Annotated in this window: 4 protein-coding genes (1 of these 4 cut by a window edge); all 4 read left to right on the plus strand. The window is 67.7% G+C overall.

The genetic code is table 11. The features are described 5' to 3' along the window. A protein-coding gene (locus LG3211_RS11185; protein WP_057942916.1) for a non-ribosomal peptide synthetase crosses the window boundary here: on the plus strand, window positions 1-14,884 show its 3' portion. 10,697 nt of this gene lie to the left of the window's left edge; only the last 14,884 of its 25,581 coding nucleotides appear in the window; its start codon lies beyond the left edge, outside the window; its stop codon occupies window positions 14,882-14,884. Continuing rightward, window positions 14,881-16,473 carry an MBL fold metallo-hydrolase gene (locus LG3211_RS11190; protein ID WP_057942917.1) on the plus strand — a complete coding sequence of 531 codons (1,593 nt, stop codon included), beginning with the start codon at window positions 14,881-14,883 and terminating at the stop codon, window positions 16,471-16,473. Before LG3211_RS11185 ends, LG3211_RS11190 begins: the two co-directional genes overlap by 4 nt. Next, a complete protein-coding gene (locus tag LG3211_RS11195; protein WP_057942918.1) occupies window positions 16,470-18,272 on the plus strand; it encodes an ABC transporter ATP-binding protein in 1,803 nt (600 codons plus the stop codon). The genes LG3211_RS11190 and LG3211_RS11195 overlap by 4 nt, the downstream gene beginning before the upstream one ends. Before the next feature lie 150 nt (window positions 18,273-18,422). Continuing rightward, window positions 18,423-21,611 (plus strand): efflux RND transporter permease subunit, encoded by a 3,189-nt coding sequence (locus LG3211_RS11200; protein ID WP_057942919.1) that lies wholly within the window; start codon window positions 18,423-18,425, stop codon window positions 21,609-21,611. The last annotated feature ends 43 nt before the right edge of the window (window positions 21,612-21,654 follow it).

Consider the following 21,654-nt stretch of genomic DNA (forward strand, 5'->3'; position numbering starts at 1 on the left):
CGGCGCCTATGCTCATCAGGGCCTGCCGTTCGAGCAGGTGCTCGACGTGGTCAAGCCGGCGCGCAAGGCCGGCGTGCCGCCGCTGTTCCAGGTCATGCTGCTGATGCAGAACATGCCGATGGAGCATCTGCAACTGGCGGGCCTGAGCATGCAGGCACTGCCGCCGCCGGAGCACACGGCCAAGTTCGATCTGACTTTGTACGTCACCGAGCGCGACGGCGCGCTGCATCTGGCCTACGAATACAGCCAGGCCTTGTTCCGCGAGGAAACCATCGAGCGCCTGGCCGGGCACTTCAACCAGTTGCTGATCGAGCTGAGCCGCGCGCCGGCCACGCGCATCGACGATCTGTCGCTGCCGGGCACCCAGGCGCTGGCCTTGCCGGCGGTTGCTGTGAGCCGCTCCGACAGCGGCGAACGCATCGCGCTGTCGCACCATCAGCAGCGCCTGTGGTTCATCGATGCCTTCGAAACCGGCAAGGTCTACCAGACCTCGCCGGTCTACCACAATGTGCCCTTGCTGCTGCAATTCGACGCCGGCGTATCGGCGGAGCATATCGAGGCCGCGCTCAATGCCGTCATCGCCCGCCACGATGCGCTGCGCACCTCGATCCGCAGCGACGGTACCCACGCCTGGCAGCAGGTCGATCGCGACGGCTCGCTGACGCTGTCGCGCGTCACCGTGCAGGGCGAAGATTTGCTGGAAGCGGCGCTGGCCGATGCGTCCCGGCCGTTCGCGCTGGGCCGCGACCGTCTGCTGCGCGCCACGTTGTGGCGCGGCGACGGCGCCGATGCCTTGCTGTGCGTGACCGCGCATCACATCGTCGTCGACCGCCCGTCGATGCAGGCGCTGGCGCGCGAACTGGTGCATGCCTGCGCGGCCCTGGTCGAAGGGCGCAGCCCCGATCTGCCCGCGACCGGCCTGCAGTTCGGCGACTACGCCCATTGGCAGGCGGCGCAGACGCCGGAGTTCATCGAAGCCGGATTGCTGTACTGGAAGCAGCAACTGCACGACCGCCTGCAGGCGCTGGAACTGCCCTTGAACCGGCCGCGGCCGGCGGTGCATACCTTCACCGCCGCGCGCCACGCCTTCGCCCTCGACGGCGAACTCGGTTCGCGCCTGCGCGCTCTGGCCGACACGCGCGGCGTGAGCGTTGAAGATGTGCTGCTGACCGGTTTCAACGCCTTCCTGCGCCGGTACGCCGGTCATGACGAGCTGGTCATCGGCACCGGCGCGGCCTGCCGCGACCATGCCGGCTTCGAAGCCCTGGTCGGCCCGGTCGCCAACCTGCTGGTGTTGCGCGCCAAGCTGCCGGCGCACTGCAGTTTCGAGCGCCTGCTGCAATCGCTGGCGCATACGCGCCGGCGCGCCTTGCAGCATCAGGACATGCCGTTCGAACTGCTGACGCGCAAGCTCGATCCGGAAAAGGACATGAGCCGCACGGCCTTGTTCGACGTGCTGTTCCAGTACGACGAAGACAGCGGCCGGCCGATCCGCGCCGGCGCGGTCGAAGCCTTGCCGGTGGAGACCAACCTGGGTTACGGCAAGTACGACCTGCACCTGCATCTGTTCCCGGCCGGCGACGGCTTCCAGGCGCGGGTGGCCTATAACGCGGATTTCTTCGACGCCTGGCTGATCGAGCAGATGATGCGCCACTACGTGCGCCTGCTGCGCGCGGCGGTGGACGATCCGGCCGCGGTCATCGACGACGTGCCGCTGCTGGAGGAATCCGAGCAGCAAACGCTGCTGGCCTGGAACCAGACCGACGCCGCCTATCCGCACGACAAGACCGTGACGCGGCTGTTCGAAGAACAGGCCGCGCGCACGCCGGACGGGATCGCGGTGAACTGCGGCGATGTCCGCCTGAGCTATCGCGAACTCAACCAGCAGGCCAACCGTCTGGCCCATCACCTGCGCGCGCGCGGAGCGCTGGCGCAGGAGCGGGTAGCGCTGTGCCTGGACCGCGGCGTGGAGATGATCGTGGCCTTGCTCGCGGTCATCAAGGCCGGCGCGGCCTATGTGCCGATCGATCCGGAGTACCCCCAGGACCGCGTGCGCTTCATGCTGGAGGACGCCGGTTGCCGCTTCGTCCTGACCAGCGCCGCGCGCGTCGCGGCGTTGCCGGACACGGCGGCGCAGGCGATCGTCCTGGATCGCGACCGCGACGCCGTGGACGCGCAACCGTCGAGCGATCCGGCGCCGCGCAACTCGCCGGACGATCTGCTGTACGTGATCTACACCTCGGGTTCGACCGGCCGCCCGAAGGGCACCTTGCTGTCGCACCGCAACGTGGTGCGCCTGATGATCAACGACCGGTTGCAGTTCGATTTCTCCGAACGCGACGTGTGGTCGATGTTCCACTCCTACGCTTTCGATTTCACCGTCTGGGAAATCTACGGCGCGCTGCTGTACGGCGGACGGCTGGTGATCGTGCCGCACGCCGAGCGCAAGGACCCGCAGCGGTTCCTGGAACTGCTCCAGCGCGAACAGGTGACGGTGCTGAACCAGACCCCGAGCGCGTTCTACCACCTGGCCGACGTCGCGGTGCGCCGCGGCGAACCGGCGCTGGCCGCGCTGCGCTACGTGATCTTCGGGGGCGAAGCGCTGAGCCCGTCGCGGTTGCGCGAGTTCCGCGCGGTCCATCCGCAGGTCGAACTGATCAACATGTACGGCATCACCGAGACCTGCGTGCATGTGACCTTCAAGCGGCTGGAAGCGGCCGACCTGGAGAGCGGCGCGTGCAACATCGGCGCGCCGATTCCGACCACGCGCACCTACATCCTCGACAGTCATCAGCGGCTGCTGCCGGCCGGCATGCCGGGCGAGCTGTACGTCGGCGGCCTCGGCGTTGGCCAGGGCTATTTGAATCGCGACGAACTGACCCGGCAGCGCTTCATCGCCGATCCGTATCGTCCCGGCGAACGCCTGTACCGCTCCGGCGATCTGGCCAAGCGGCTGAATTCGGGCGAGATGATTTACCTGGGCCGCATCGACAATCAGGTGCAGCTGCGAGGCTTCCGCGTCGAGCTGGGCGAGATCGAAGCGCAACTGGCGCGCCTGCCGGGCGTGCGCGAAGCGGCGGTGATCGCGCGCGAAGACCAGCCGGGCGATCAACGTCTGGTCGCGTATCTGGTCGGCGACGAAGTCCCCGATACGCCCGAGCTGCGCGCCGCGCTGGCGCGCGAGTTGCCGGACTACATGGTGCCGGCGGCCTACGTGATGCTGGCGCGCTTGCCCTTGACCTCCAACGGCAAGCTCGACCGCAACGCCTTGCCGGCGCCGGAAGGCGACGCCTATGCGCAGCGGGCCTATGAAGAGCCGCAAGGGCCGGTGGAAACGGCGCTGGCGCAGATCTGGGCCGAGCTGCTGCAGGTCGAGCGGGTGGGGCGCCAGGATCACTTCTTCGAGTTGGGCGGACATTCGCTGCTGGCCTTGCAGATGACCGCGCGCCTGCAGCAACGCCTGGGCCTGGACGTGGCGCTGTCGGACCTGTTCGCCCAGCCGGTGCTGCAGCATTTCGCCCGCATCGCCGGGCAGAAGCACGGCGAAGCCTTGCCGGCTATCGTCGCCGCGCCGCGTTCGCAAGCGCTGCCTTTATCGTTCGCGCAACAGCGCTTGTGGTTCATCGCGCAAATGGATCAGGCCGCGAGCGCGGCCTATCACATGGCCGGCGGCCTGCGTCTGCACGGCCCGCTGGACGTGGACGCGCTGCAGGCTTCGCTGGACCGGATCGTGCAACGGCATGAGGCGCTGCGGACCCGGTTCGAACTGGTCGATGGACAACCGTTGCAGCGCATCGGCGCGGACGGCCGCTTCAGCCTGCTGCGGCACGATCTGAGCGATGCGGCCGATGCCGCGGCGCAGGTCGCGCATTGGAGCGAAACCGAAGCCGCCGCGCCGTTCGATCTGGCCGCCGGCCCGCTGGCGCGCGGCCGCCTGCTGCGCTTGGGCGAGCAGGAACACGTGCTGTTGCTGACCTTGCACCACATCGTCTCCGACGGTTGGTCGATGGGCGTGCTGGTCAACGAATTGGGTGCGCTGTATCGCGCCTATGCACTGGAAGGCGTGGCGACCCGGATCGACCCGCTGCCGGCGCTGCCGGTGCAGTACGCCGATTACGCGCTGTGGCAGCGGCAATGGCTCAGCGGCGAGGTACAGCTCAAGCAGCAGACCTTCTGGCGCGAGCAATTGAGCGGCGCCCCGGCGCTGATCACCTTGCCGACCGACCGGCCGCGGCCGGCGGTGCAGGAGTACGCCGGCGCCAGCCTGGATCTGGAACTGGACGAATCCCTGAGCGATGCGTTGCGGGCCTTGTCGCGCAAGCATGGCACCACGCTGTACATGACCTTGCTGGCGGCGTGGAGCGCATTGGCTTCGCGTCTGGCCGGGCAGGACGAAGTGGTGATCGGTACGCCGGTCGCCAATCGTTCGCGGGTCGAAGTCGAGCCCTTGATCGGTTTCTTCGTCAACACCCTGGCGCTGCGCCTGGACCTGCAAGGCAACCCGAGCGTGGCCGAGCTGCTGGCGCGGGTGCGCGAGCGGGTTCTGCAGGCGCAGGCGCATCAGGACGTGCCGTTCGAGCAAGTGGTGGAAGTGCTCAAGCCGGCGCGCTCGCTGTCCCACAGCCCGCTGTTCCAGTTGATGTTCAGCTGGCAGAACACGCCGCAGCCGGTGCTGGAGCTGGGCGCGTTGCAGTTGCGCGACCTGGATGAAGGCGAGCACCGCAGCGCTCAGTTCGATCTGTCACTGGGCATGCAGGAAGTCGATGGCCGCATTGTCGGCAGCCTGGAATACGCCACGGCCTTGTTCGACCGCGACACCATGCTGCGCCACGTCGATTACCTGAAGGCCGTGCTGCGCGGCATGGCCGACGACGACAGCCAGACGGTGGAGCGCATCGCGATCCTGGATGCCGGCGAACGGCAGCGCGTGCTGCAGACCTGGAACGACACCGCGCGTGCGTATCCGCAACTGCAGTGCATCCATCGGTTGTTCGAACAACAAGCCGCGCAGAAGCCCGACGCGGTGGCGGTGGAACAGGATAGCCAGCGACTTACCTACGCCGAACTCAACGCGCGTTCGAACCGTTTGGCCCATCACCTCAAGGCGCTGGGCGTCGGCGCGGACGATCGCGTCGCGATCGCCATGCCGCGTACGCCGGACATGCTGGTGGCCTTGCTGGCGACCCTCAAGGCCGGCGGCGCCTACGTGCCGCTGGACCCGGCGTATCCGTCCGAGCGCCTGGCCTACATGCTCGAAGACAGCGCGCCGAAGGTGTTGCTGACTCACAGCGAGGTACGCGCGAATCTGCCGGCCGTCGATGGTTTGAAGGTGATCGAGATCGATCGCGACGCATCGGCATGGCAGTCGCTGCCGCAGCACGACCTCGACGCTCAAGCCTCGCCAATCGGCTTTGAGCATCTGGCCTACGTGATCTACACCTCCGGCTCCACCGGCCAGCCCAAGGGCGTGATGGTGGAACACCGGGCCCTGAGCAACTTCCTGCTGAGCATGCAGGAACAGCCCGGACTGCAGCGCGGCGACCGCCTGCTGGCCGTCACCACGTTGAGCTTCGACATCGCCGGCCTGGAACTGTGGTTGCCGTTGATCAGTGGCGCCAGCATCGTGCTGGCGCACCGCGAACAGGCGATGGACGGCGCCGCTCTCAAGGAACTGCTCGAAAGCCGCGCGGCGACGATCCTGCAGGCCACGCCCGCCACCTGGCGCCTGCTGATCGAAGCGGGCTGGCAGGGCGGCGAAGGCTTCAAGGCGCTGATCGGCGGCGAAGCGCTGCCGCCGGATCTGGCCGCGGAGTTGCTGCAACGCTGCGGACAACTGTGGAACATGTACGGCCCGACCGAGACCACGGTGTGGTCGATGGTCGATCGGGTGCGGCCGGCGTCGTCGCCGGGCGGCATCGGCCGTCCGATCGCCAATACTTCGATCTATGTGCTCGATGCGCATGGCGAACCGGTGCCGCAAGGCGTGGCCGGCGAGCTCTACATCGGCGGCGACGGCGTCGCCCGCGGCTATCTCAATCGCGCGCAGCTGAGCGGCGAGCGTTTCCTCGACGATCCGTTCGCCAATCGCATCGGTGCGCGGATGTACCGCACCGGCGACCTCGGCCGTTGGCTCGCCGACGGCAGCATCGAGTTCCTCGGCCGCAACGATCATCAGGTCAAGATCCGCGGCTTCCGCATCGAACTGGGCGAGATCGAGGCCTGCCTGATCCGCCAGGGCGGCGTGCGCGAGGCGGTGGTGCTGGCGCGCGAAGATCGCCCGGGCGACAAGCGTCTGGTCGCGTATCTGGTCGGCGAGGACATCGCCCAGACCGCGCAGTTGCGCGCGGCGCTGGCGCAGGAACTGCCGGACTACATGGTGCCGGCGGCGTACGTGACGCTGGAACGCCTGCCGCTGACGCCCAACGGCAAGATCGACCGTCGCGCCTTGCCGGCGCCGGAAGGCGACGCCTATGCGCAGCGCGAGTTCGAAGCGCCGCAGGGGCCGGTGGAAACCACGCTCGCGCAGATCTGGGCCGAGCTGCTGCAGGTCGAGCGGGTGGGGCGTCAGGACCACTTCTTCGAACTGGGCGGGCATTCGCTGCTGGCGGTGCAGATGGGCTCGCGCCTGCGCGAGCGCCTGGGCATGGACGTGCCGTTGTCGGCGCTGTTCTTCGAACCGGTGTTGAGCGCGTTCGCGCGTCACGTCAGCCAGGCCGCGGTCAATGTTTTGCCGGCGCTGGTGTCCGGCCAGCGGCCGGAGCTGATTCCGCTGTCGTTCGCTCAGCAGCGCTTGTGGTTCATCGCCCAGATGGGGCAGCAGTCCAGCGGCGCCTATCACATGGCCGGCGGCTTGCGCCTGCGCGGCGCGCTCGACGAAAACGCCTTGCAGGCGGCGCTGGACCGGATCGTGCAGCGCCACGAGGCCTTGCGGACGCATTTCGAACTGGTCGAAGGCCAGCCGGTGCAGCGCATCGCCCGGCAGGCGAGCTTCGCCCTGGCGCGGCAGGACCTCAGCGCCAGCGCCGACCCCGCCGCCGAGTTGGCGCAGTGCAGCCATCGCGAAGCGCACGAACCCTTCCACCTGGATCGCGGCCCGCTGATTCGCGGGCGGTTGTTGCGCCTGGCCGAGCAGGAGCACGTGTTGCTGCTGACCATGCATCACATCGTCTCCGACGGTTGGTCGATGGGCGTGTTGATCAACGAACTGGGCGAGCTGTACCGCGCCTACGCCTCGCACGAGGTGCCGGCCGATATCGATCCGCTGCCGGCCCTGCCGGCGCAGTACGCCGATTACGCGGTGTGGCAACGCCGCTGGCTCGACGGCGAGTTGCTGCAAAGCCAGCAGGCCTATTGGTGCGAGCACCTGCAAGGCGCGCCCGGCCTGCTGGAATTGCCGACCGACCGCGCCCGTCCGCCGGTGCAGGAGCATGCCGGCGAAAGCCGCCGCTTCGTCGTCGATGCCGACATCACCCGCGATCTGCGCGCACTGAGCCAGCGCCACGGCACGACCTTGTACATGACCCTTCTGGCCTCGTGGGCGGCGTTGCTGAGCCGCTTGTCCGGGCAAGGCGATGTCGTCATCGGTACGCCGATGGTCAACCGCAATCACACCGAGCTGGAACCGCTGATCGGCTTGTTCATCAACAACGTCGCCCTGCGTTTCGATTTGTCCGGCGATCCCAGCGTGGCCGAGTTCCTGGCCCAGGTGCGCGGCACCGCGCTGGCCGCGCAATCGAGCAAGGACCTGCCGTTCGAACAAGTGGTGGAAGCGCTCAAGCCGGTGCGCAGTCTGGCTTACACGCCGCTGTATCAGGTCGTGTTCGTCATGCACAACATGGCCGACGCCGGCCTGAGCCTGCCGGGTCTGCAGATCGAGGCGATGCCGGTGGAAGAAGCCACCGCGCAGAACGATCTGTGGTGGTCGGTCACGGAGATGGACGAACGCCTGGAGTGCGAGGTGGTGTTCGCCACCGCCTTGTTCGACGCGGCCACGATCGAGCGCTGGATCGGCCATTGGCAGATGCTGCTGCGCGCGATGGTCGCCGAAGAGGCGACCCAGGTCAGCCGCTTGCCGCTGCTGTCTTCGGACGACAGGCGCCAGCTGCTGTGCGACTGGAACGACACCACGCAAGCCGCACTGGAACCGGCGGCGCCGGAGCACGCCGCGCGCGCGCAAGACTTGATCCACACCTGGTTCGAAGCCCAGGCCGCCCGCGCCGGCGACGCGCCGGCGCTGGTGTCCGAGCACGGCAACCTGAGTTATGCCGAACTCAACGCGCAGGCGAACCGCCTGGCCCATCATCTGGTCGCGCTCGGCGTGCGTCCGGACCAGCGTGTGGCCTTGCTGCTCGAACGCGGCCCGCAGTTGGTGGTGGCGATGCTGGCCACGCTGAAGGCCGGCGGCGCCTACGTGCCGCTGGATCCGCAGTATCCGTCCGAACGCCTGGCCTTCATGCTCGACGACAGCCGGCCCAAGGTCGTGCTGACTCAGCAAAGCCTGGAAGAGCAATTGCCGGCCAGCCGCGCTCTGATGACCGCGAGCGTGGTGCTGGTGGACGATGCTTCGGCATCGTGGCAGAGCCTGTCCGACGCCGATCCCGATCCGTCCGCGCTCGGCGTCGGCGCGGCGACCCTGGCCTACGTGATCTACACCTCCGGCTCCACCGGCAAGCCCAAGGGCGTGATGGTCGAGCACGGCGGGCTGGCGCATTACCTGGGCTGGGCGCTGGGCCACTACGCCGACGGCGGACGCCGCGATGCGGTGGTCTCTTCGCCGGTGGCTTTCGATGCCACCGTGACCAGCCTGTATCTGCCGCTGATCAGCGGCGGCGTCGCGCACCTGCTGCGCGATGGCGATGAACTGGTCGGGCTGGAAAACTGGATACGCGGCGCCGCCGCGGGCCATCTGATCAAGATCACGCCCTCGCATCTGCGCGCGCTCGGCGAGCGCCTGGAAGAACTCGGCGCCGGCTGCGCCAGCCAGTTGTTCGTGATCGGCGGCGAAGCCCTGCCGGCGTCCACGGTGGCCCTGTGGCGCCGGATCAGCCCGGACTCGCGTCTGGTCAACGAGTACGGCCCGACCGAAACCGTGGTGGGTTGCGTGGTGCACGAGGCCTCGGCCGGCGTGGACGATTCGGGTTATTGCCCGATCGGCCGTCCGATCGCCAACACCCGCATCTACATCCTCGACGCGCACGGCGAACCGGTGCCGGCGGGCGTGAGCGGCGAGATCTATATCGCCGGCGCCGGCGTCACCCGCGGTTACCACAACCGCGCCGAACTGACCGCGGAGCGTTTCCTGCGCGATCCCTTCGCCGACGATGCGCAGGCGCGGATGTACAGGAGCGGCGACATCGGCCGCTGGTTGCCCGGCGGCGTCATCGACTATCAGGGCCGCAACGACGATCAGGTCAAGATCCGCGGCTTCCGCATCGAGCTTGGCGAAATCGAAGCCAAGCTGGCGCAGTGCTACGGCGTGCGCGAAGCGGTGGTCGCCGCGCGCGAGGACCTGCCCGGCAGCAAGCGGCTGGTCGCTTACTACGTGGCCGCCGACGCGTCGGTGGACAGCAACGCATTGCGCACGCAGCTGCAGTTGTCCTTGCCCGAATACATGGTGCCGGCGGCGTACGTGGCGCTGGAGCGGTTGCCGCTGACGCCCAACGGCAAGCTCGACCGCCGCGCCTTGCCGGCGCCGGAAGGCGACGCCTTCGGCCAGCGCGTCTTCGAGGAACCGCAAGGGCCGGTGGAAACCGCGCTGGCGCAGATCTGGAGCGAGCTGTTGCGGGTAGAGCGGGTGGGGCGCCAGGACCAGTTCTTCGAACTGGGCGGGCACTCGCTGATGGCCTTGCAGATGACCGCGCGGCTGCGGCAGCGGCTGGGCCTGGACGTGGCCTTGCCGGAACTGTTCGCCCATCCGGTGCTGCGGGATTTCGCCCACGTCGCCGGACAGCGGCAGGGCGAGGCGCTGCCGGCCATCGTGGCCGCCGAGCGCACGCAGGCCTTGCCGCTGTCGTTCGCGCAGCAGCGCCTGTGGTTCATCACCCAGATGGATCAGGCCGCGAGCGCGGCGTACCACATCGCCGGCGGCATGCGCTTGCATGGCCCGCTGGACGTGGAGGCCTTGCAGGCCGCGTTGGACCGCATCGCGCAGCGGCACGAAGCATTGCGCACGCGTTTCGAAGTAGCCGATGGCCAGCCGGTGCAGAAAATCGACGGACACGGCCGCTTCAGCCTGCTGCGCCAGGATCTGCGCGGCGCGGACGATGTCGAGGCGCAGGTGGCGCATTGGAGCCGGATCGAGGTCGAAGCGCCGTTCGACATGGCCGCAGGTCCGCTCGCGCGCGGTCGGCTGTTGCAGGCCGGCGAGCAGGACCACGTGCTGCTGCTGACGCTGCACCACATCGTCTCCGACGGTTGGTCGATGGGCGTGCTGGTGCAGGAACTCAGCGCGCTGTATCGCGCCTATGCGCTGGACGGCGTGCCGACCCACACCGATCCGCTGCCGGCCTTGCCGGTGCAGTACGCCGACTACGCGCTGTGGCAGCGCCAATGGTTGAGCGGCGAGGTGCAGCAGAAACAGCAGGCCTATTGGCGCGACCAACTGACCGGCGCCCCGGCGCTGATCACCTTGCCGACCGACCGGCCGCGGCCGGCGGTGCAGGAGTACGCCGGCGCCAGCCTGGATCTGGAACTGGACGAATCCCTGAGCGATGCGTTGCGGGCCTTGTCGCGCAAGCATGGCACCACGCTGTACATGACCTTGCTGGCGGCGTGGAGCGCATTGGCTTCGCGTCTGGCCGGGCAGGACGAAGTGGTGATCGGTACGCCGGTCGCCAATCGTTCGCGGGTCGAAGTCGAGCCCTTGATCGGTTTCTTCGTCAACACCCTGGCGCTGCGCCTGGACCTGCAAGGCAACCCGAGCGTGGCCGAGCTGCTGGCGCGGGTGCGCGAGCGGGTTCTGCAGGCGCAGGCGCATCAGGACGTGCCGTTCGAGCAAGTGGTGGAAGTGCTCAAGCCGGCGCGCTCGATGGCGCACAGCCCCTTGTTCCAGTTGATGTTCACCTGGCAGAACACACCGCAGTCGTCGCTGGAACTGGGCGCGCTGCAGCTGCGAGACCTGGACGGCGGCGAACGCCGCAGCGCCCAGTTCGATCTGTCGCTGGGGATGCAGGAGATCGACGGCCGCATCGTCGGCAACCTGGAATACGCGACGTCCTTGTTCGACCACGCCACCATGGCACGTCACGCCGAGTACCTGAAGGCGGTGCTGCGCGGCATGGCCGCGGACGACAGCCAGCCGGTGGAGCGCATCGCGATCCTGGAGGCGGACGAGCGCCGGCAAGTGCTGCAGACCTGGAACGACACCGCGCGTGCGTATCCGCCGGTGCAGGCCATCCATCACCTGTTCGAACAGCAAGTCGCGCGCACGCCCGATGCGGTGGCGGTGGCGCAGGAGGGCCAGTGGCTGAGCTATGCCGAACTCAATGCGCAGTCGAACCGGCTGGCGCATCACCTGCGCACGCTCGGCGTCGGCGCCGACGAGCGCGTCGCCATCGCCATGCCGCGCAGCCTGGAGATGATGGTCGGCCTGCTGGCGGTGCTGAAGGCCGGCGGCGCCTACGTGCCGCTGGACCCGGCGTATCCGTCCGAGCGCCTGGCCTACATGCTCGAAGACAGCGCGCCGAAGGTGTTGCTGACTCACAGCGAGGTGCGCGCGGATCTGCCGGTCGGCGATGGCCTGACGGTGATCGAGCTCGATCGCGACGCCTCGGCGTGGCAGTCCTTGCCGGACACCGATGCCGATGCGACGGATGTCAGCGCGAATCAGCTGGCCTATGTGATCTACACCTCCGGTTCCACCGGCCAGCCCAAGGGCGTGATGAACGAACACGGCGGCGTGGTCAACCGCCTGCAGTGGATGCAGGAGGCCTATGCGCTGAACGGCGACGACGCGGTGCTGCAGAAGACGCCGTCCAGCTTCGACGTGTCGGTATGGGAGTTCTTCTGGCCGCTGATGACCGGCGCGCGCCTGGTGATGGCGCGTCCGGAAGGGCACAAGGACCCGCGCTATCTGGCCGAAGTCATCCGCGATCAGCGCATCACCACGATGCATTTCGTGCCCTCGATGCTGCAGGTGTTCCTGGATGTGGCCGACACCGCCTTGTGCGCCAGCCTCACCCGCGTCATGTGCAGCGGCGAAGCCTTGCCCGGCGCATTGGCGCGGCGTTTCCGCCAGAGCCTGCCGGGCGTGGGGCTGTACAACCTGTACGGCCCGACCGAGGCCGCGGTGGACGTCACCGCCTGGTCCTGCGATCACGACGCGCTGCCGGAAAACATTCCGATCGGCCGCCCGATCGCCAACACCGCGATCTATCTGCTGGACCGTCACGGCGAACCGGTGCCCGCGGGCACGGCCGGCGAGCTGTTCATCGGCGGCGTGCAGGTGGCGCGCGGTTACCTCAACCGTCCGCAGTTGACCGGCGAGCGTTTCCTGGCCGATCCGTTCTCGGACCGACCCGCCGCGCGCATGTACAAGACCGGCGATCTGGCTCGTTGGCAGGACGACGGCACGCTGCTGTACCTCGGCCGCAACGATCATCAGGTCAAGATCCGCGGCCAGCGCATCGAGCTGGGCGAGATCGAAGCGCAACTGGCGAAGCTGCCGGGCGTACGCGAGGCGGTGGTGCTGGCGCGCGAAGACCGTCCCGGCGACAAGCGCCTGGTCGCCTACGTGGTCGGCGAGCACGCGCCGCAGACCGCGCAGTTGCGCGCGGCGCTGTCGCGCGAACTGCCCGAGTACATGGTCCCGGCCGCCTGCGTGGCGCTGCAGGCCTTGCCGCTGACGCCCAACGGCAAGCTCGACCGGCAGGCGCTGCCGGCGCCGGAAGGCGAGGCCTATGCGCAACGCCCGTATGAGGCGCCGCAGGGCGAGACCGAAATCGCGCTGGCGCAGATATGGTCGGAATTGCTGCAGGTGGAGCAGGTTGGCCGCCACGACAGCTTCTTCGATCTCGGCGGCCATTCGCTGATGGTCATCCACGTGGTCGATCGCCTGCGCAAGCTCGGCTTCGAAGTGGAAATCCGCACCATCGTGGAAACGCCCGCGCTGCAGGACGTGGCGAGCCGCACCCACCGCGTCGCCCGCGCGCCGCTGTCCAGGCATCTGGTGCCGATCCGTTTCGGCGCCGCGCGACGGCCGCTGTTCTTCATCCATGAGCCCACCGGCGAAGTGCTGTCGTACGAGCGTCTGTCGCGGCACCTGGACGACGACCTGCCGGTCTACGGCCTGCAGGCCGACCGCAGCGACGCCGAAGGCCACATCACCGCGGAAATGCTCGCCAGGCGCTACGTGCAGGCGATCCGCAGCGTGCAGCCGAGCGGACCGTATCGCCTCGCCGGTTGGTCCGGCGGCGGCCATCTGGCCTACGAAATGGCCCAGCAACTGCTGGGCGAGGACGAGAGCGTCGAGTTCCTCGGCATGATCGACAGCGGCCGTCCCGGCAATCTGCGGCCGGAAGACATGCCGCAGGACGAAGAACGTTTCCGCTGGGATTTCCTCTTCAGCCATATCCGTTATCTCGACCCGAGCCTGGACGAGGACGAAGTGGAAGCGCTGGAGTCGCGCGGCAGCCTGGAAGCGGCGATGGCGCATTGCCGCAGCATCGGCTGGCTGCCGCCGAGCTTCAGCGCGGAAGAACTGTCCTGGCGCGCGGCCTTGATGAAGCAGTTGTCGGTGGCCTGCCTGAGCTATCGCCCGCAGTTGCTGCCGATGCCGACGTATCTGTTCACCGCCGACATCCCCGCCGGCAAGGACGCCTCGCACGGCTGGGTCGAACTGGCCGGCGACTACCTGCGCGTGGAAGTGATCGGCGGCACCCACAAGTCGATCATGGAAGAACCTCGGGTAGGCCAGCTGGCCGCGCGCATCAACGCGCTGCTGGCGCAGGCCGAAGCCGAACCCACGCCGCCGCCGTCGCATCCGCACAAGGCCGGCATCGTCATCCAGTCGGCCAAGCCGGGCACCTCGCCGGTGTTCTGCATCCCCGGCGCCGGCGCCAACGTCAGCTGTTTCCTGTCGCTGGCCCAGGCCTGCGGCAGCCAGTTGCCGCTGACCGGACTGCAGTCGCGCGGCCACGACGGCAAGTCGGTGCCGCACGCCTCGGTGGAAGCCGCGGCGCGGGCCCTGCTGCCGGAAATCCGTGCGATGGGCGCGGGCGGTCCCTACCATCTGCTGGGCCATTCCTTCGGCGGATGGATCGCCTTCGAACTGGCCTGCCTGCTCGAACGCGCCGGCGAGCCGGTGGCGCCGCTGATCCTGGTCGATTGCGAGCCGCCGCAGCGCGTGCGCGTGTCCAATCACCTGGAAGTGCTGACGCAGTTCGTCGATCTGCTGGAGATGGATCAGGCCCGCGACCTGGGCCTGAGCGCGAAGACGCTCGCCGCGCTCGACCCGCGTCAGCAGGACCAGCGCCTGCTCGCGTGCATGGTCGATGCCGGGCTGTTGCCGCCGCGCACCTCGCTGCCGCAACTGCAGGCCTTGCTGCGCGTGTTCACCGCCAACTTGAACGCCAGCTACCAGCCCGCCGCGGTCTATGCCGGCGCGGTGGTGCTGCTCAACGCCCAGGCCTCGGACAAACCGCTCTCGGTGCAGCGCTCGCTGCTGTCGCCGGCGGAACAGGCCGAAGGCTGGCACCGCTACGCGAAGAACCTGGATATCCACGCGCTGCATGGCGATCACATGAGCGTATTGCGATTCCCCCACGTGAACCAGCTCGCGGCCGTCCTGGCCAAGGCCTGGCCGCTGCATGTCGTGTCCGCCGCCGGCAAACACGACACCACCGCTCAACCTGCCAAAGACCACTCCATCAAAGTCGAGTCAACATGAACACACTTCAGTCCTTGTCCGCCGATGTGCGCAGCGTTCCGCTCGTCAACCAGTGGTTCGCGCACATCTACCTGATGTCGCCGCTGACCCTGGGCCTCTACACCAAGCACGCGCACCTGGCGATGCTGGATTCCTTCATCGACGATCCCGAGCAGCATCTGGTCTCGTCCAACACCCCGGAACTTCTGGGCGGCCCGTTCATCAACTACACCGGCGATCCGGCCGACATGACGCGCTTTCGCGATGAAACCATCGAGAAGTGCTCGCTGCACCTGCGCTGCGCCGACGCGATCAACAACCTGTACCAGATGCTGTTCAGCCAGGCCAAGGGCAGCGGCGTGCCGGCGCTGTACGCGCAGGTCGATGAGTTGATCCGCTACGGCGTGGACATCTCCTACGACGTCAGCAAGCAGCCCGGCGCGCGCTTCATCGAATCGATTTTCTACAACAGCCCGCTCAACGCGCCGCAGCTGCAGACCTGCGTGCTGGAAAAAGCCAGCTACGAGCCGCGCACCTTCGTGCTGAGCACCCCGCAGATCAAGACCGACAAGACCTCGGTGACCTTGAGCCTGCCGTTCGGCGATCCGCTGTGGAACGAGCTGTACGGCGGCACCACCGACGCCGACGGCCTGGCCGAGCGCCTGCGCCCGTACATGCAGGAACCCGAGCGCGAAGTGCCGCTGCTCAAGAGCATGCTGGACGTTCCCCAGCCGGCCGCGCAGGACGCGGAGTGGACGCAGGAAACCCCGCGCATCCGCTACTTCGGCCATGCCTGCGTGATGATCCAGTGCGCCGGCGTCAGCATCCTGATCGATCCGCTGATCAGCTATCCGGGCGAAGCGGAGATTCCGCACTTCACCTTCGACGATCTGCCCGCGCGCATCGACTACGTCCTGATCACCCATCCGCACCAGGACCACGTGGTGTTCGAGACCTTGCTGCGTCTGCGCCACCGCGTCGATCACGTGGTGGTGGGCCGCGCCGGCGGCGGCGGCCTGGCCGACGTATCGCTCAAGCTGATGCTGGAAAGCTGCGGCTTCGAGAACGTCACCGAGCTGAGCGAATACGAGAGCGTGAGCTTCAAGGGCGGACGCATCCTCGGCGCGCCGTTCTACGGCGAGCACGCCGACCTGGACATCCGCGCCAAGCTGGTGTTCGGCATCGAGATGAATCAGCGCGCCTGCCTGTTCTTCGCCGACTCCAATCCGCCGTCGCCGGAGTTCTACGAACCGCTGAAGGCGATCTTCCCGCGCGTGGACTGCCTGTTCCTGGGCATGGAATGCGTGGGCGCGCCGGCGACCTGGCTGTACGGGCCGCTGCTGCAGAAGATGCTGACCCGCGGCGAAGACCAGTCGCGGCGCCTGGACGGCTGCGATTCGGCCAAGGCGCTGAGCATGCACGAGTACTTCAATCCCGACCGTCTCTTCATCTACGCGATGGGCGCCGAGCCGTGGCTGACCCACATCACCAGCATCCTGTACTCGGAAGAGACGACCCAGTTCAAGGAAGCGCGCCTGGTCGAATCGACGCTGCGCGCGCAGGGCCGCGAAGCCGAGTTGCTGTTCGGCAAGATGGAGTTGCTGTTGTGAATCGTGCGGCGGCAAATCGCTCCGGCCTGTTCCGCGGCCCGCTCGCGCAGCTGATCCGCGCGGCGCGGCCGTCGCGGACGCTGCTGGCCGCAGCGGCGGCCAGTTCCTTCGTCGCCGTGGCCAGCACCCTGGCGTTTCCGATGCTGACCAAGCAGGTGGTCGATCAGATCCCGGCCGGCGGCGTGCAGCCGGTCAGCATCGCGCTGCTGGCCGTGGCGCTGACCGGCTCGGCCCTGGCCACGGCCCTGACCGCTTACCTGCTGTCGCGGGTCGGTTACGGCGTGGTCGCGACCTTGCGCGGCCTGCTGGTGCGCAAGGTCGTGGCCCTGCCGGTGGCGGCGTTCGACCGCAACAGCACCGGCGATTGGGTCAGCCGGGTCTTGAACGATTGCCAGTCGATCTCCGAACTGGTGACGCGCGAGGCCATCAACCTGCTCACCAGCGTCCTGTTGTTGGCCGGCTCGGTCACGGTGCTGATCCTGCTGGACGTGCGCCTGACGCTGATGCTGCTGGGCAGCCTGGGTTGCGCGTTCTTGCTGGTGATTCCGCTGGGCATGCTGCTGGAAGGCCTGGCCCGCAGCACTCAGGACCGCACCGCCAGGCTCGGCGCGATCCTCACCCACGTGTTCTCCGAGATCCGCCTGGTCAAGGCCTTCACCGCCGAAACCCGCGAGAACGGCCGCAGCGACGAAGAGATAGAAGGCATCCGCCGAATCGGCATCCGCCAGGCCAAGGTCAATGTCTGGATCGAGCCGTTGATGACCCTGGCGCTGATGGCGGCGGTGATCGCGATCCTGGTGTACGGGGCGATGCGGGTCAGCAAGGGCGACATCACCATCGGCACGCTGACCGCGTTCGTGCTGTACATCATCAACGTCGCCACGCCGGTGGTGCAGCTGACGCACTTCACCGCCGAGTTCCAGAAAGCCAAGGGCGCCTCCACCCGGATCGCGTCCCTGCTGCAGGACGCGGTGGAAGACACGAGCCCGCAGGCCGAGGTGTTGGAGCATGCGCGCGGCACGCTGGAGTTTCGCGACGTGTCGTTCTCGTATCCGGGCGGGCAGGGCAGCAAGGTATTGCAGGACGTCACCCTGCAATTCCGCCCGGGCACGACCACGGCCCTGGTCGGCGCCAGCGGCAACGGCAAGACCACCATCCTGTCGCTGATCGAGCGTTTCTACGAACCCAGCGACGGCGCAGTGCTGTACGACGGCCGGCCCATCACCGACTTCACCCTGGCCTCATGGCGCAGCCGGATCGGCTACGTCGCCCAGGGCGCGCCGATCATGCCCGGCAGCGTGCGCGACAACATCACCTACGGCCTTACCGGCAGCTACAGCGACGAAATGATTCTGGAAGCGGCGGCGCAGGCCGGCGCCCTGGATTTCATCTCGCGCATGCCGGAAGGGCTGGACACGCAGCTGATCGAGCAGGGCAACAACCTGTCGGGCGGGCAACGGCAACGCATCGCCATCGCGCGCATGTTCCTGCGCAATCCCGACATCCTGATCCTGGATGAAGCCACCTCCAGCCTGGACAGCGAGACCGAGCATCAGGTCAAGCAGGCCCTGGCCTTGTTGATGAAGGGCCGCACCAACATCGTCGTCGCCCACAACCTGACCACGGTGATGCAGGCCGACTGGATCTACTTCCTGGAGAGCGGCCGCATCTCGGGCATGGGCAATCACGAGGAACTCAATCGCACCCATCCGTACTACGCCCGGTTGGTGGCGCGTTATTTCCAGCGCGTGCCGGAGAACATCGCCGTGCTGGAGCCCGCGAGCACGGCTATCGGTTAGCGCCGCCCACCCTGCGAGTGACGCGTCGCGCCGTGCGGCGCTCACTGGCTTCTTTCGCCGCGCCGATCGCGCGGGGCCGGCGCATCGGCGCGCCGGCTCCGCGCGCGGCGGCCGGGCGATCCACGACGCCAACCAGGTTTCGATCGTTGCATGAATATTTTCGCTCCGCTGATTCGCCGTCCCGTCGGCTTGTCGCTCCTGGGCATCGGTCTGGTGCTGGCGGGACTGTGGGCTTATCTGCTGCTCGGCGTGGCGGCGTTGCCGTCGCTGGAATTCCCCGGCGTGGTGGTGATGGCGCAGATGCCCGGCGCCAGCGCGCAGACCATGGCGACCACGGTGGCCGCGCCGCTGGAGCGGCGGCTGGGGCGGATCGCCGGACTGCAGTCGATGGAGTCGCAGATCGGCGAAGGCGCGGCGCAGATCCAGTTGTCGTTCAATTTCGGCCGCAGCGCCGACAAGGCCGCGCGCGACGTGCAGGCGGCGATCAACGATGCCGCGCCGGATCTGCCCGCGGGCATGCCGGCGCCGCCGCAGTATTTCAAGGCCAACACCGACGCGATCCCGATCCTGATGGTGGCGCTGACCTCCGACGGGCAGCCGCCGGACAAACTCTACGATCTGGCCGACACCTTGCTGAAGCCGGCGATCGCGCAGATTCCCGGCGTGGCCCAGGTGCAGGTGACCGGCGGCGCGCCGCATGCGGTGCGGGTGGAACTCGATACGGTCTCGCTGGCGGCCAAGGGCATCACCGCCAACGATGTCAGCAACGCCCTGATCGCCGCCAACGTCACCTCGCCGCAAGGCATCCTCAGCGACGGCCGCACTCAGATGACAGTCAGCGCCAACGGCGCCTTGCACGATCCGAAGGAATTCGCCGATCTGCTGATCGCGATGCGCAACGGCGCGGCGGTGCGCCTGGGCGATGTCGCCACCGTCGCCAGCGGCCAGCAGGACCGCTATCAGGCGGCGTGGTTCGGCTCGCAGCGGGCGGTGACGATCCAGATCGGCAAGCGCCCGCAGGCCAACGCGGTCAGCACCGTGGCGCAGATTCGCGAGCGCTTGCCGGCGCTGGTGCAGGCCTTGCCGGCGAACGTGCAGGTGGTGCCGATGTTCGATCTGACCGGCACGGTGCGCTCGGGCCTGCACGAGGTCGAGATCACCCTGCTGCTGAGCATCGCCATGGTGGCCGCGGTGATGCTGGTATTCCTGCGCCGGCTGCGGCCCACCCTGATCGCCATGCTCAGCATTCCGCTGTCGCTGGCCGGCGCCTTCATCGCCATGTGGGCGCTGGGCTATTCGCTCAACACCTTGTCGCTGGTGGCGCTGGTGCTGTGCATCGGCTTCGTCGTGGACGACGCCATCGTGGTGATCGAGAACATCGTGCGCTACATGGAACTGGGCCAGCCGCCGCTGCGCGCGGCGATGACCGCGATCGGCGAAATCGGCTTCACCATCGTCTCGATCACTCTGTCCCTGCTGGCGGTGTTTCTGCCGCTGCTGCTGGGCAATAACGAACTGGTGGTGCTACTGCGCGAGTTCTCCATGACCCTGGCCGCGGCGGTGATCATCTCCGCGATCGTCGCGCTGACCCTGACCCCGGCGCTGTGCGCGCGTTATCTCACGGTGCAGCCGCATGAGCCTGCGCGGGTGTCGAAGCTGGAATCGCGCGTGGAGCGCTTCGACCGATGGCTGCACGGCGTGTACGAGCGTTCGCTGGACTGGGCCCTGCGCCACCGCCGGCTGATGCGCTGGCAGCCGTTGCTGCTGCTGGTGACGACGGTCGGCCTGGCCCTGGCGGTGGTGGAAACCGCCGGCGGCGCGTTCATGCCGGAGGAAGACACCGGCATGCTGCAGGCCACCTTCCGCGCCGACACCAACATCTCGCCGACCTTGCTGGCCGATCGCGCGGAAGAACTGATCGCGATCATGCAGGCCGATCCGGCCATTGCGGATGTCACCACGATTCTGGGTTCCGACAGCGGCGGCGGCGCGGTCGGCAGCGGCGGCAACATGTTCGTCGATCTCAAGCCGCTGGGCGCTGGGCCCGGCGAGCGCCGCGAAAGCCTGCGCCAGGTGATCGAGCGTCTCAACCGCCGCTACGAAAAACTGTCCGGGATCTCGGTGGTGATCAGCCCTCTGCAATTGCTGGGCGGCGACGAAGGCAAGGGCAGCGGCGGCGGCCTGTTCTCGTTCCAGCTGGTCAACGGCCTGAGCGGCGACATGCAGCCGTGGGCGCTGAAGGTCGTGCAACAGCTGCGCGCGATGAAGGAATTCCGCGACGTCGGCAGCAGCTACGAGGCGGTGGGCAAGCAGCAGATGCTGAAGGTCGATCGCGACATCGCCAGTCGCCTGGGCATCAGCATGGCCGATGTCGACTCGGCCCTGTCCAGCGCTTTCGGCCAGCGCACCGTGTCGGTGATCTATTCCGATATCAACCAGTACTGGGTGGTGCTGACCTCGTCCAACGAAGGCCGGCTCAGCGTCGATGCGCTGCTCAACACCTATGTGCGTTCCCCGGCTGGGCGGATGATTCCGTTGTCGACGATGGCCAGGATCGAGCCGAACATCGCCGCGGCCAGCATCAGCCATTACAACCAGCTCGAATCGGTGAAGATCAGCTACAACCTCGCCGACGGCGTCACTCCCGATCGCAGCGCCGACTTGATCCGGCAGGCGGTGAGCAAGGCCGGAGTGCCGGCCGGCATCCGCCTGAATCTGACCGGCGACAACCTGCGCATGGAATCGGCGCAATCCAACGGCCTGATCCTGCTGCTGGCGGCGGTGGCGGCGATGTACATCGTGCTGGGCATTCTCTACGAAAGCCTGGTGCACCCGCTGACGATCCTATCGACCTTGCCGGCGGCGGCGGTGGGCGCGTTCCTGGCGATGCTGGTGACGCAGACGCCGGTGACGTTGATGACGATCATCGCCGTGCTGCTGCTGATCGGCATCGTCAAGAAGAACGCGATCTTGATGGTGGACTTCGCCCTGAGCGCCGAGCGCGAGCGCGGCCTGAGCCCGCTGCAGGCGGTGCGCGAGGCGGCGCTGGTGCGGTTCCGTCCGATCCTGATGACGACGCTGGCGGCGATCGGCGCGGCGTTTCCGCTGGCGATCGGCTTCGGCGTGGGCGCGGAGATGCGCCAGCCGCTGGGCATCGCCATCGTCGGCGGACTGCTGGTGTCGCAGTTGCTGACCTTGCTGAGCACGCCGGCCATCTACCTGTGGAACCACGATCGCAAACAACGCAAGGCGGCGCGGCGCGAGCAGCGCGCGGCCAGGCGCGCGTTCAAGGCGCAGGGGCTGGCCCAGGCGATGTTCGCGCCGTTTCGAAAAGAGTGACCGCTCGCAGTTTTCGTAGCAAATACGGCTAGTTTCCGCCGGT

The sequence above is a fragment of the Lysobacter gummosus genome, assembly GCF_001442805.1.
GTDB classification, from domain to species: domain Bacteria; phylum Pseudomonadota; class Gammaproteobacteria; order Xanthomonadales; family Xanthomonadaceae; genus Lysobacter; species Lysobacter gummosus.

What these genes read in the sequence shown, in the direction of transcription:
- LG3211_RS11190 (WP_057942917.1), top strand. Translation starts at nt 14,881, where the DNA reads ATGAACACACTTCAGTCCTTGTCCGCCGATGTGCGCAGCGTTCCGCTC.
- LG3211_RS11200 (WP_057942919.1), top strand. Translation starts at nt 18,423, where the DNA reads ATGAATATTTTCGCTCCGCTGATTCGCCGTCCCGTCGGCTTGTCGCTC.